Genomic DNA, 14244 nt, shown 5'->3' with positions numbered 1-14244 from the left:
TTCAAAGTATAATCTTAAAAAATAAGAATTTAGAAGAATTTGAGTTTAATAGTGTGAAAATTGAGAATTATTGCTCAGGAATTCACGATTTTCTTCCTCAATCATTTGACGCGCAACATACAAAATCAGCTGACGTAACCAGCGATGTGCAGGGTGATGATGCAATAGAGGGCACCATGCCATTTTGAGTTCAAATTCGGGAATATAAAATGGTGGATCTTTCAGAATTAAATTATGATTCTTGGCTTGCAGGCGTGCGATCCGTGAAGGCAGGGTTGCCACCAGATCGACATTGGAGGCCAATAAACCTGGCATTTGATAATGACGGGTAAAGACCGAGATTTTACGTTTCTGGCCAATACGTTCCAAAGCCTGATCGATCCAGCCTAAACCGGCCTGTTTCTCCGGGTTGACCCCAAAGCCGACACCCATACCGGTTTTAGAGACCCAGATATGCTGTGCATCCAGATAGCTTTTTAAGTTCAGGTTGGTTGCAGCGGGGTGTTTATTGTTTAATAAACAGGAAAAACTGTCACGCCAGACCAGAACCTGATGAAAACTTTGCGGTATTTCATTAAAACGGTTAATCGCCAGATCAACTTTGCCTTGTTCCATGTCACGATAAGACACATCACTCGGGGTTAGAAAGTCCAAGACCACGTTCGGTGCTTCTGAACGTAAGGCTTTGACCAGCCGAGGAACCAGCGTCGCTTCGGCATAATCCGAGGTCATAATCCGGAAGACACGATTTGACGTATAAGGACGGAACTCGGTACGCGGTTCCAGAATCATGGACAAGTCAGCCAGCGCATCCCGGATACGTGGCTGTAACTCAAGTGCACGTTCTGTGGGTGTCATGCCTTCAGAAGAACGGATCAGGAGAGGATCATTAAATAAATTGCGTAATCGGCGTAAAATATTACTCATGGCAGGCTGGGTAACGCCCAATTGTTCGGCTGCACGGGTGACATTTTTTTCGCGAAGAAGTACATCAAGATAAATTAATAGATTGAGATCGACCCGCTCCAGATTCATAAAAGAAATACCGAGAATAAATACAAGAAATTATGCTGATTATGCCATAACTGCCGGGCTTTGTGTAAAGCGCCGATGAAAAAAAAGCCATGATAAAGCAGATAAAATCTAGGGAATTTATGCAGGTTTAAGCTGAATAATTAACGATTTTATTCGACTGAGTAGAAGCATGGGCTAAGCAAAGATTCAGTATTTTCATGTATGCAGATCAACAGCTCCATAACCAAGCTTTAAACTTTAAAAATACAGGTGTGAGTGCGTGAATAATTGCGTGAAAAGTATGCTATCTTGATAAATGCTTCAGCCTAAGAAATAATTCAAAATCATGATTATTTTTTAATAAAAGTGGATTTGAGCCAAGCCCAGACTTAAGTCTAATGAAGTATTTTTAAGCAGTATGAGTGAAAAACGATCAGTTTTATTTTAGTAAAATATAAAATAAAACAATATCTTATTTTAACATCACAGGATTATACTAAGACTTTCATCTACTCATTTTTTAAATAAATACTGAAGATTCTTGCAGACTATTGGATTAATTTTCATAAGCCCACTAATCTTTAGCTATCCCAACGGACCGGCGAAAATCTAAACAAGTTACTGAGGGTGTGATTTGAACGGTTCGTTGCAGAAAAATCCTAATATTATTACAGGAAAATATCATGACTACATACCAAACAGCGATTGATGCAATCCGCGAATTGAAAGCGAAATTCGGTAACACTTGGGCAGACATCAGTCCTGAAGATGCTGCGCGTATGCAAATCCAAAACCGTTTCAAAACTGGTTTAGACATTGCGAAATATACCGCGGCAATTATGCGTCGTGATATGGCTGCTTATGATGCAGACTCTAGCAAATACACTCAATCATTAGGTTGCTGGCATGGTTTCATCGCACAACAAAAAATGATTGCGAACAAAAAATACTTCGGTACGACTGAACGTCGCTACATTTACCTTTCTGGTTGGATGGTTGCAGCACTTCGTTCAGAATTTGGTCCACTTCCTGACCAATCTATGCACGAAAAAACTTCTGTTCCTGCATTGATCGAAGAAATCTACACATTCTTACGTCAAGCTGACGCGAAAGAATTGAACGACTTGTTCCGTGCACTTAAAAAAGCACAAGAAGCAGGCGATACTGCTAAAGCAGCTGAATTGACTTCACAAATCGACAACTTCCAGACTCACGTTGTGCCAATTATTGCGGACATCGATGCGGGTTTCGGTAACGAAGAAGCGACTTATCTTTTAGCTAAGAAAATGATCGAAGCGGGTGCATGTGCACTACAAATCGAAAACCAGGTGTCTGACGCGAAACAATGTGGTCACCAAGCTGGTAAAGTAACTGTGCCACACGAAGACTTCATCGCGAAAATCCACGCACTTCGCTATGCATTCCTTGAAATGGGTCTTGACGACGGTATCATCGTTGCACGTACTGACTCTGAAGGCGCTGACCTGACTCAAAAAATCCCAGTGGTTAAAGAGCCAGGCGACATCGCTTCTCAATATATCAGCTACTTGGAAACATCTGAAATTGATATCGCTGATGCACAAGAAGATGAAATCCTGATCAAACGTGATGGCAAACTTCACCGTCCTAAACGTCTTGCTTCTGGCTTGTACCAGTTCCGTGAAGGCACGCAAATTGACCGCGTTGTACTTGACTGTGTAACCAGCTTGCAAAATGGTGCGGATCTTCTTTGGATCGAAACTGCGACACCAAACGTTGCTGAAATCGCTCACATGGTAAACCGTGTGAAAGAAACAGTTCCAAATGCGAAACTTGTATACAACAACTCACCTTCATTCAACTGGACGCTTAACTTCCGTCAACAAGCGTATGACCGTTGGGTTGCTGAAGGTAAAGACGTTTCTGCTTACGACCGTGCTAAGTTAATGAGCGCTGAGTACGATGCAACTGAACTGGCTGCTGAAGCTGACCAAAAAGTTCGTACCTTCCAAGCAGATGCTGCGCGTGAAGCGGGTGTGTTCCATCACTTGATCACACTTCCGACTTACCACACAGCTGCACTTTCTACGCATGAACTTGCTCAAGGTTACTTCGGTTCTGAAGGCATGTTGGCTTATGTTGCTGGCGTACAACGTAAAGAAATCCGCGGCGGTATCGCATGTGTTAAACACCAGGCAATGGCTGGTTCTGACATCGGTGATGACCACAAAGAAATCTTCGCTGGTGACAATGCATTGAAAGCTGGTGATGACGCTAAAAACACAATGAACCAGTTCAGTGCTTAATCTGCTGAATTGATTCACCAAAAAACCCTGCATCTGCAGGGTTTTTTATTTGGAAAAATGCTATTAATAAATAGGAAATGGCAACCTCAAGAAAGTATTCAAGTGAGATCATCCATAATTTCTCCATGATTGGTTTTTATCACAGTTATTATGTGTTTAATTCTTGCATTCTACTGCTATGTCACTGAATATTTAGATATAGCTTGCTCGTATTTGGTCTAAATTCATCCCTCTTTAATTAAAAAGTGACTCGGACTTATGCTGTCTAAATTTTTTATCCACCGCCCGATCTTTGCTGGGGTATTGGCGATTGTCGTGATGGCGATTGGCCTGTTCGCAGTGATGAACCTGCCAGTGGAACGTTATCCGGACATTGCCCCGCCACGGATAACGGTGGCAGCAACCTATAGTGGCGCTTCTGCGGAAACTGTGGAAGAAAGCGTGACCCAGGTGCTGGAGCAGCAGATTAAAGGGATTGACCATTTACTGTATTTTAGTTCGAATAGTGATTCTTCAGGGCGCAGCCGGGTCAGCATCAGCTTTGAAAATGGTACCGACCCCGATACAGCACAGGTTCAGGTACAAAATGCGATTAATGGGGTATTGAACCGTTTACCGGAAGATGTCCAACGCCAGGGCGTTAACGTGTTTAAATCTCTCGGCGATACCCATATGGTGATCAGCCTGTATGATGAGTCCGGCCGCAGTAACAATATTGAACTTTCTGATTACTTGATGACACATCTGGAGCAGGACATTTCCCGGATTGAAGGCATTGGTGAAGTTGATGTTTTTGGTTCTCAATATGCGATGCGGATCTGGCTGGATCCAGGAAAACTCAAACAGTATAAGCTGATGCCAAGCGATGTTCGTGCCGCCATTGAAGCTCAGAATACTCAGGTGGCTGCGGGCGCGATTGGGGATTTGCCGGCAGTGGATGAACAATACCTGAATGCTAAAGTCACCTCGGGTTCCCGTCTAAAAACCGTTGAAGAATTCCAGAATATTATTGTCAAATCGGATCGTGCCGGTAGTTTTATTTATTTAAAAGATATTGCACGGGTCGAACTTGGTGCTGAAAGTTATCAGTCTTATAGCACCAATAATGGTTATCCTTCGGCAGGTCTTGGGATTTCTCTGGCCTCAGGTGCCAATGCCATTGCCACCTCAAACTTGATTAAAGCTGAAGTTGCCCGTATTTCCCAGCAATTGCCCGAAGGCTATAAAATTGCCTATCCACGAGACAATACGCCCTTTGTACAAGAGTCGATTAAAGAGGTGGTCAAAACCCTGATCGAAGCGATCATTCTGGTTATCATGGTGATGTTCATTTTCTTGCAGAACTGGCGTGCCACCTTGATTCCTACCGTAACGGTGCCGGTGGTGATTTTGGGAACCATGGCGGTGCTTTATGCACTGGGCATGAGTATCAATACCTTAACTTTATTCGCTTTGGTTCTGGCCATTGGTCTATTGGTTGATGATGCGATTGTGGTGGTAGAAAACGTGGAACGGCTGATGCATGAACAGCATTTGTCTGCCAAAGAGGCGGCGTTAGAGTCCATGCAGGAAATTAGTGGGGCATTGGTCGGAATTACCTTAGTTCTAACCGCAGTCTTTATTCCGATGGCGTTCTTTGGCGGTTCTACCGGGGTGATCTACCGACAGTTCTCCATCACTTTGGTTGCGGCCATGTCCTTATCCTTATTGGTGGCCTTGATTCTAACCCCAGCACTGTGTGCGCTCATTCTGAAACCGAATCCAAAACCGGCAAAATGGGCGGCATGGTTTAACCAGAAGCTGGATCATTTAAAGCATCGTTATCTGCATCTTTCCAAAGTCACGATTCAGCATCAGGTCATTTGTTTACTGCTTTTCGCCGGCTTGATCTGTGTCTTTGCACTGTTTTACCGTGCTTTGCCAACCAGTTTTTTGCCGAGTGAAGATCAGGGGATTTTAAGCCTGCAAATCAAAGTGCAGGAAGGTGCTCCGATGAAAAATACCATTCAGGTCGGAGAAGAGGTTCGTAAATATTTTCTGGATCAGGAACAGGCCAATGTCAGCCTGGTGATGATTCGTTATGGCCGCAATTTCTCGGGAACTGGCCAGAATCTGGCCACCGGTTTTGTGGCATTAAAACACTGGAATGAACGTTCCGGTCAGGACAATACCGCACCCGCGATTCGTGAACGGGCTTTGAAGCATTTTCAAAGTAACCCTAATGCACAAATCAACGTATCCATGCCCGCGTCAGTCAATGGTCTGGGACAAACCGATGGTCTGGATTTCTGGATTCGGGATATCAATGGTAATGGCCGGCAGTATCTGGAACAGCAATTTCAGGCACTGGAAGCTCAGGCTGGCAATTATGCAAGCTTTGAAAATCTGGGCAAACGTTCTAATCCTGAAAAAGCCGAACTACGCGTCAATATTGACCAGAAACAGGCCATGGCCAATGGTCTGACCCAAACGGCAATTAATAGCACCTTATCTAGCGCTTGGGGTGGCAGTTATATCAATGACTTTATTGATCGCGGCCGGATTAAACGAGTGATCATGCAGGGCGATGCCGAATTTCGTTCCAAGCCGGAAGATCTGGCACAATGGCATGTCCGTAATGACCAGAATCAAATGGTGCCTTTTAGTAACTTCTCGCAAGTGGACTGGAGTGGTGGTCCGGAAGTGGTCAACCGTTTCATGGGCTATACCGCACTACAGATGGAAGCAGATCGGGCTCAAGGCAGCAGCTCCGGTCAGGCCATGCAGGATGTAGAGGCGCTGATTGCTGAACAGGACGGCGTAGATGTGGTCTGGAGCGGTTTATCCTTTGAAGAAAAACAGTCCAATAATCAGGCCATCTGGCTGTATCTGATTTCGATAGGTTTTATTTTCCTGTGTCTGGCCGCATTGTATGAAAGCTGGAGTATTCCTACTGCAGTGATGTCAGCAATTCCTCTTGGTATTGGCGGCAATATTATTTTCAGTTATTTGGCTGGCTTCCCGAATGATATCTATTTTCAGATTGCCTTGCTGACCACCATTGGCTTGTCCTGTAAGAATGCCATTCTGATTGTGGAATTTGCTTCGCTGGCACAGCAACAGGGCAAATCGGTGGTGGAGGCAGCATTAGAAGGTGCTTCCTTGCGTCTGCGTCCGATCCTGATGACTTCCTTGGCTTTTGGCGCCGGGATTTTACCCTTGGTCTTTGCCACGGGAGCAGGCGCGGTAAGCCGTCAGGAAATTGGTGTCAGTGTATTCGGCGGCGTAATTTTCGGAACCGTGCTGGTGCTAATTTTTATTCCCTTTATGTATGTGATGATTCGAAGTTTAATGGCTAAAAAATCACCTGTTGATTCATGATCGTGCGCTCAGAAAAACAATCCATAGCCTGACTCAATCCGGCTGTGATGATTTAGATGCACTGAGAGCAGGGGTAATGTTCGGAGGATGATGCTAAAATCCACGCCTTTGCGCTTATAACCATGGACTGCCTATGCCGAAAATTTCAGAAAAAATACAGCATATTCAACAACAGATCCGTTCTGAACACCATGCTATGGCGATTGGCTTATTAAATGAGCTGAATGTCGCCGATCAGGCCAGTATTTTAAAAGGTTTGAAGTTAGAAGAACAGATCCGGATTTTTCAGGAACTCAAAGAACCGAGCCGGGTATTCGAGTTTATGCCACTCAGCCAACAAGTCAGTCTGGCTGAGCAATTACCGGTCGCACAGATTATTGCGATTTTAAATGCGCTCGATTCGGACAACTTTGTCGATGTTTATAAACGATGTTCTCCACAGCTGCAGCAGCAGCTCATGGCAAAATTGTCCGAAGCGAGTCGGCAAACCCTAAAAGATCTGGCGATTTATCCTGAAGGGACTGCTGGTGCGCTGATGAGCTCCAGTTTTGTTTCTTTACATCAGGATCTGTCGATTCATGACGCTATCCAAATGTTGCGTGTGGTGGCCGCAGATCAGGAAACCCTGTATCTGATTTATATTGTTGATGAGCAGGACCAGCTGATCGGGGTAGTCTCTTTAAGGCAGATGATTCAGGCCAGTCCTGAAACCAGCATTGCCGAGATCATGCAAAGAGATGTGATTTACGCCAAGATTGGGGATGACCAAGAAGACGTCGCAAAAACTTTAACCTATTATGATTTTATGGCTTTGCCGATTGTCGATGAGCATAAAAAAATTCTTGGAATTGTCACTTATGATGATGCCATGGACATCATGGAAGCCGAAACCACCGAGGATATTTTAAAGTCAGGGGCGGTTGAGCCCTTAACTGAGTTAAGTTTAAAAACTGCGCCTATTTTTACATTGTACCAGAAGCGCGTATCTTGGCTGGTGATTCTGGTCTTTGGCAGTCTATTGTCCGGCATTGGCATTGCACATTATGAAGAGACCATTGCCGCGCATATTGTTCTGGTTTTTTTTCTGCCATTGCTGGTGGGCAGTGGTGGTAATGCCGGCTCGCAGTCGGCGACCTTGATGGTGCGTGCTTTGGCCACCGGTGATGTAGAGTTTAGAGACTGGTTTAGCCTGCTCAGCCGGGAAACCTTGGTGGCGTTGTGTCTGGGTGGCACCATGGCACTGGCTGTCTCGGTGTTGGGTTATGTCCGAGGGGATATCATGGTGGCTGTGGTTCTGGCGATCAGTATGCTCGGCATTGTGCTGATGGGCTGCCTGATCGGCATGAGTCTACCTTTTATTCTGAACAAGTTTAAGATGGATCCGGCCAGTGCCTCTGCACCTTTGGTGACCTCTATTTGTGATGCCACCGGTGTGATTATTTATCTATTTGTTGCTTCCAAATTATTGTTTTAATTCACAGATTGCTACAACTTTGGTCTCAAAATAATTTATGCTGATGAAAGTCAGCCCTATTTTTGGAATCACATATGCCTGAGCCTGGACAAAAAACAAAACTGAGTCAACAAGAGGTCATTCGTCTGGAACGTGATCTGGCCAAGTTTGCCAACATGATGGATTCAGTGGTACGTATTCCATTTACCAAGCAAGGGGTAGGGGCAGATGCCGCGCTGAGTACGATTCCGGTCGCTGGAGATATCGCCGGTTTTGTATTGACCTGTTATGCCATTCATAAGGCCAAACAGATTGGGGTGCCGAGTGCCAAGCTGAATCCGGTCATGAAACTGGCGGTGATGGATGCGGTGGTTGGATTTATTCCAGTGGCAGGCACCATTTTTGATATTTTTATTCGTCCCAGTCGCAAGGCGCTTAATGTGGTGCATGTTCATATTCGTGAAGAATATCAGATTCACAGTGATCGACATGTGGTACACCCTTTTTTGCATGAAAGCCTGGAACGCAAACAGCAGCAATCTGTATTTTGGCGCAATCCTGTAGTGGCCTGGATCTGGATTCATATCCCGGATATTTTAGGCGCCTTGTTCCTGATTCTATTTGTTTTTGCGATTGGGTGGGGTGCGATGGCGTTGTATCAGTGGATTAGCGCATAAAGGCCTATATAAATAATGAATAATTGAATCCAATAAAAAAGCCTGCAAGTGCAGGCTTTTTTCAATCAATGAATAGTATTACTTAAGCACAATCAAGCTGTTGTAGTGCAGCAACACGTTGTTCGATGCTTGGATGCGTCTGGAACAAGGCAGCAAGGCTAAAGCCTTCTTCTTTACCCGCAGAAATCGCAAATGCTTTCATTTCTTTCGGCATGGCATCTGGCATTTCAGACTCTGCCTGTAAGCGCAATAATGCTGAAATCATAGCCTGTTTACCTGCCAAGCGCGCACCTGCTTCATCGGCACGATACTCACGCTGACGGGAGAACCACATCACAATCGACGACGCCAGAATACCGAATACGATATCCAGTACGATGGTAATTACAAAATAGGCAATACCCGGTGCTTCACCTTCTTCACGACCAAAAACGTTACGGTCAATAAAATCACCCGCGACACGTGCGAAGAACATGACGAAGGCGTTCACAACACCCTGAATCAGTGCCAGAGTGACCATATCACCATTGGCGACGTGACCAATCTCATGCGCCAATACTGCACGAAGCTCGTCTTTGTTCATACGCTCAAGCAGACCAGTCGATACGGCTACTAAAGCATCGTTTTTATTCCAGCCAGTGGCAAAGGCATTGGATTGATAAGATGGGAAAATACCCACTTCCGGCATTTTAATGCCTGCACGCTGAGAAAGTTGTGCAACTTCATGGAGCAACCAGGCTTCAGCTTGGTTACGAGGTGCATTCGGGTCAATCAGTTCAGTACCCGTGGTCTTTTTCGCCATCCATTTAGACATGAACAGGGAAATCATTGAGCCAACCATACCGAACACGAAACAGATGACCAACAGGTTGCCTAGATTCAAGCCACCTGCGCCATGGTAACTACCGACACCGAAGAGTGACAAGATAATGCCAGCTACAACCAGTACCGCGAGGTTGGTTAGCAAGAACAAACCAATCCGCATCATTGAGAAATCCTCTTATTACAGAAAAATAATCTGATTATTGAATGTAAATCATTGAAATCAATATGAGGTGAAATCGATAAGATTTCAAGAAAAAAATAGCAATTCGCTACAAAAAGACAGTATGTTTTTTGTCCATATTGAAAGATAGGTCTTTAAAAACAAAGCTGTTTCAAAATTACTCACTTAAATATATTTTTGCAGATGCTGTCGCATTGGCAGTGGCATAAGAACCCATCGGTGCATCAGTGAAGCTACCATCTGCTCGTGCAATGATCTGACGCTGATATTTTGCCGCCTGAACATTGGATGCCGTCGTGGTTTCAGTTGAATAATTGGCAGAGCTGGCAATGACACGACCAGTATCAGAGGAAGCGGTATATGTACCACTGGTGCTGCCCAGTCCCTGTGCGTACAAGTTCTGATAACGGCTGCTGACACGGCGGACATAGTCCTGAGTTTCACGAAAAGGTGGCACACCCTTATATTTGGCCACATTGCCTTCGCCGGCATTATAACCTGCCAGTGCCAAGGTGGTATTGCCATTAAAGCGTTTTAATAACCAGGCCAGATATTTGGCCCCGGCCATAATATTCTGCTGCGGGTCATAGGCATTGCTGACATTAAAACGACGTGCTGTCGCCGGCATGAGTTGCATTAGGCCTTGTGCACCGACTGGAGAGCGAGCCTGTACATTAAAACCGGACTCGGTATGCATCACGGCTTTGATCAGGCCTTCAGAGACACCATAGGTTTGCGCTGCCTGGCGAATAATCGAATCATAAGCATTTTTATTTCTACTATAGCTCGGCAAGACCGAAGCTTCACTGGAACCCCAATTGCTATAACTATGAATATTACTGTCTGGATAATAGGTCTTCTTTTCAACCTGAAGATGGTTATAGCGACTTTTCTTATTGGTTAATAAGGTGCTGCCATTGCTATCGCGCAACTGATAAATGGTTTGACCGGCATAGACCAACTGGCAACAACTCGCCAATAGCACAGCACTGATCCCATGACACCCCAAAACACGCAAATTTATTTTCATTGTTTATATTAGGTAAACACAATCGAGAAAAATTTAATGATGAGTTTAACAAAAAATTACGGAATGAAAAGACTTGTACGCTGCATTTATAAACGAGTTTGTAAGTGCAAGCCATTTTTTACATTTTAGAGTTAGAAAAAAAAATATGATTTAATTTAAAACCTTAGGGTTGACAGGTTTAACTAGTTGATTTTTATTAATAATTAAATTGGTTAAAAAGTGATCAATTTAAAGAAAAGCCTTATCTTTTGAGACGAAGAACTTGTCAAGTGCGTTTCAATCCACAAAGTTATCCACAGCTTTTGTGGACAACTGTGGAAAAGTCCAAAAACTAGGCATCTTGCTGATTAATTGAACTGAAACGTTCAATATATCAATCTAAATAAAACATGAAAATGAAACTAATATGACATTTGCATGAAAATAAATTCTTTTGATGCGATGCGGGCCTGAATCGGCTAAAATTGCGCGGTATTTTTATTTATGGGTGAATCTCGTCTATGTACTCGCCAGTTGAGTCCGAACAAGGATTTAATTTCAAACCTGAACTGCCAACAAGCTCAGCCTACTATCGTTTGTTGAAGAAGCTGCGTCGCCAGGTCGGACATGCCATTCGTGACTTCAAAATGATTGAAGAAGGCGATAAGGTCATGGTGTGTATTTCAGGTGGTAAAGACAGTTACACCCTGTTAGATATCATGTTGCAGTTCAAGCGTATCGCACCGATCAACTTTGATGTCGTGGCGGTGAATCTGGATCAGAAACAGCCAGGCTTCCCGGAAGATGTATTACCACGTTATTTAGAAGAAAATAACATTCCGTATTACATTCTGGAAAAAGACACCTACAGCATCACCAAAAAGTTGACCCCGGAAGGTAAGACTTATTGCGCCGTCTGTTCGCGTCTACGCCGTGGCTCTTTGTATGGCTTTGCCCAGGAAATTGGTGCGACCAAAGTTGCGCTGGGGCATCACCGTGATGATATTCTGGCGACCTTCTTCCTGAACCTGTTCCATGGCGGCAGCTTGAAGGCCATGCCACCAAAACTGTTGTCTTCTGACAAAAAGAACATTCTGATTCGTCCACTGGCTTATGTGGAAGAAAAAGACATCATCAAATATGCAGAAATGCGTCAATTTCCAATTATTCCATGTAATTTATGTGGCTCTCAGGCGAACCTGCAGCGCGCAATTATCAATGACATGTTACGTGATTGGGATAAGGCACATCCAAAACGTCTGCACAGTATTTTTGGTGCATTGCAAAATGTCTCGCCATCACAGCTGGTCGATCGTGAATTGTTTGACTTTGAAGTGCTGGACAGCCAGCGCGAATTTGACTTCAAAGACAGCTGTTCGACTGAAGAAGCGCTGGAAGGCGAGAAACGCCGGATTAATATGGTCAATCTGGGCTTTGCCACAGAATAATTTCAGTACGCAGATATCAGCCTTCGGGTTGATGTCTGTATGAAAAACAAATAAAAATAGAACTACAAAAATTGAACGACGCGTACAAAATTCGTTAGCCTTTGCGCTAATGATCATGATATAACAAAGCACGAGCATAATAGCTTCAACATGATGTCGTCTGGATAGTCGACACAAATGAACAAATAATTTGAGGAAAGATCATGCCTGCTTTTTTAACTGATGATTGGTTTTCAACTGTAGAAACACTTACTGCGCAAGCTGGTGATTTAAACTTGCCACCAGCTTTGGCGAACCTGGCGATTAATTTGGTTGTAGCGGACACTACAGGTAATACTGAACTATCTTTAGATGGTGGAGCAATTAAAAAAGGTTTGTCTTCAAATGCCAAAACGACTTTGAATATGGACGGCGAAACGTTACGTAAAGTTTTTCTGGAGTTTGATATGGCCGCAGCCATGCAGGCATTTATGACCGGTAAAATCAAAGTACAGGGTGATATGTCTCAATTGATGGCACTTCAAACTGCCAAACCGAGTCAGGAACAAAAAGATCTATTCAAGAAAGTACTTGAAAATACGACAGCTTAATTTTGCTGAACATCAGCTGAAATGAGCACAAAAAAAGCTTACCTTTGAGGTAAGCTTTTTTATCGCCGGATAGAATAAAATCCAGCTCATCAGACCTTAGATATTCACCAATTGTGGTGTGGTCTTGATGTGTTCCAGATAAGCACGAATACGGGTTACATATTGTACTGCCTGACGATAGCGGCCGTTATTGGCTTTATTCTGATCCAGATAGGCATAGAGGTTGACCCAGTTATTTGGATTCTTGCCTTGTGACTGAATGCGTTTTTGTAACTGATTCACTGCACCTGGGCCCATATTATAAGCGACCAGTGCAAACCAGTTGCGATCTGGATAAGGAATATGCTCATAGCGGCTCAGCATTTGATCATAATACTTGGCACCACCCTGAATGCTTTGGGCTGGATCGGTACGATTGCTCACACCCATTGCTTTAGCAGTGCTATTGGTCAGCATCATCAAACCGCGAACACCTGTCGGAGAGACTGAGTTCGGTTTCAGATAAGATTCCTGATAACCAATGGCAGCTAATAAATGCCAATCTAGATCATATTGCTGCGCTGTCTGTTTAAAGCTTGCTTTATAGATCGGTAACCGGTTGCTCAAATCACGTTGAATGGCTGTCCAAGATTCCTCTTTCACCACATTCTGATTATAAAATGAAGCAAGCTGCTTGATGGCACCACTTTGTTTGCCTTTACAGATAAAAGCACTAGCAGTCTGGCTCAAGGGATCTGTGGCAGATTTAAATACCAGATTTAAATTGGTATTCAAGCCATTACTCACCAAAATAGACTGATCACCACAGGTGGCGGAGAATGAAGTCAGGCGCTTATTTTCAATTTCACCTAAATCGGTGGTGGTCATGGCCAGATTGGCTTTGCCCTGAGCAACCCATTGCAGTGCAGTGGCATTATTCGGGACAATTTTAAAATCCAGTTTCACATTCAGACTGTTGGCATAGTTGCGCACCAGGTCATAACCGAAGCCATGCAGATGTTGTCCATCCTGAAATACGGTGGTCGGATTTTCGACTGCAACCACGGTCAGCTTATTGCTATTGACCACATGATCAAACTGAAGTGTGGTCTTACTTGCATTGATACTGTGAAAGGGAATAAATGCAGTGCTCAGTACAAGTGCTTTCAAAGGGAGAGAAGAAATTACAGATCGTAGGCAAAGCCTCGACCCAGTGGATGAACTACTGTGCATGTTGTCTCCGCTACAAGTAATTTATGCCCTAAAAATCACAGCCAACATAGCCAGAAATTTTAACAGTTTGATAAATTCAATAAGGGTTGGGCAGTCATGACGTCATTCAAAATGACAAGAGATTTACGCATCATTATGTAGAAAAACTACATAGATTAAAAAGTAAGCATTTCCGGAAGTAGGTGGCATA

At 43.9% G+C, this 14244-nt stretch carries 10 protein-coding genes; 6 read left to right on the top strand and 4 right to left on the bottom strand.

Annotated features, from left to right (window positions below):
- Positions 1 to 45: 45 nt before the first annotated feature.
- The gene (locus tag FTU44_RS08480; protein WP_005097703.1) at positions 46 to 1035 is read right to left on the bottom strand and encodes a LysR family transcriptional regulator; all 990 of its coding nucleotides are present in this window, start codon (positions 1033 to 1035) and stop codon (positions 46 to 48) included.
- Positions 1036 to 1697: 662 nt separating this feature from the next.
- Here FTU44_RS08480 and FTU44_RS08475 point away from each other — a divergent pair.
- The 4 genes from FTU44_RS08475 to FTU44_RS08460 all read left to right on the top strand — a co-directional run bounded on the left by FTU44_RS08475 (position 1698) and on the right by FTU44_RS08460 (position 8789).
- Positions 1698 to 3299: an isocitrate lyase gene (locus FTU44_RS08475; RefSeq protein ID WP_180050148.1), complete on the top strand. Its 1602-nt coding sequence runs from the start codon at positions 1698 to 1700 to the stop codon at positions 3297 to 3299.
- A gap of 258 nt (positions 3300 to 3557) precedes the next feature.
- Complete coding sequence (locus FTU44_RS08470; protein ID WP_180050145.1) at positions 3558 to 6659, top strand: multidrug efflux RND transporter permease subunit; 3102 nt, start codon at positions 3558 to 3560, stop codon at positions 6657 to 6659.
- Between the two features lie 133 nt (positions 6660 to 6792).
- The gene (gene mgtE / locus FTU44_RS08465; RefSeq protein ID WP_100357860.1) at positions 6793 to 8133 is read left to right on the top strand and encodes a magnesium transporter; all 1341 of its coding nucleotides are present in this window, start codon (positions 6793 to 6795) and stop codon (positions 8131 to 8133) included.
- Between the two features lie 74 nt (positions 8134 to 8207).
- A complete protein-coding gene (locus FTU44_RS08460; protein WP_180050143.1) occupies positions 8208 to 8789 on the top strand; it encodes a DUF4112 domain-containing protein in 582 nt (193 codons plus the stop codon).
- A gap of 82 nt (positions 8790 to 8871) precedes the next feature.
- On the opposite strand, the gene htpX is transcribed toward FTU44_RS08460, so the two are convergent.
- On the bottom strand, positions 8872 to 9777 hold the full coding sequence (htpX, locus tag FTU44_RS08455) for a protease HtpX (RefSeq protein WP_005097694.1): 906 nt from the start codon (positions 9775 to 9777) through the stop codon (positions 8872 to 8874).
- A gap of 175 nt (positions 9778 to 9952) precedes the next feature.
- The gene (locus FTU44_RS08450; protein ID WP_005097692.1) at positions 9953 to 10825 is read right to left on the bottom strand and encodes a lytic transglycosylase domain-containing protein; all 873 of its coding nucleotides are present in this window, start codon (positions 10823 to 10825) and stop codon (positions 9953 to 9955) included.
- Between the two features lie 500 nt (positions 10826 to 11325).
- Here FTU44_RS08450 and ttcA point away from each other — a divergent pair, with 500 nt between their 5' ends.
- Complete coding sequence (gene ttcA, locus FTU44_RS08445; RefSeq protein WP_180050141.1) at positions 11326 to 12252, top strand: tRNA 2-thiocytidine(32) synthetase TtcA; 927 nt, start codon at positions 11326 to 11328, stop codon at positions 12250 to 12252.
- Between the two features lie 203 nt (positions 12253 to 12455).
- The gene (locus FTU44_RS08440; protein ID WP_004280536.1) at positions 12456 to 12842 is read left to right on the top strand and encodes an SCP2 sterol-binding domain-containing protein; all 387 of its coding nucleotides are present in this window, start codon (positions 12456 to 12458) and stop codon (positions 12840 to 12842) included.
- A 96-nt stretch (positions 12843 to 12938) separates the two neighbouring features.
- Here the strand turns inward: FTU44_RS08440 and FTU44_RS08435 are convergent, their stop codons facing one another.
- Positions 12939 to 14054, bottom strand: coding sequence for a transglycosylase SLT domain-containing protein (locus FTU44_RS08435; RefSeq protein ID WP_005097690.1), 1116 nt, complete (start codon positions 14052 to 14054; stop codon positions 12939 to 12941).
- Positions 14055 to 14244: the final 190 nt, after the last annotated feature.

The sequence above is a fragment of the Acinetobacter sp. YH12105 genome (assembly GCF_013419095.1).
GTDB classification, from domain to species: domain Bacteria; phylum Pseudomonadota; class Gammaproteobacteria; order Pseudomonadales; family Moraxellaceae; genus Acinetobacter; species Acinetobacter pseudolwoffii.
This window is presented reverse-complemented; position numbering and strand designations above follow the sequence as displayed.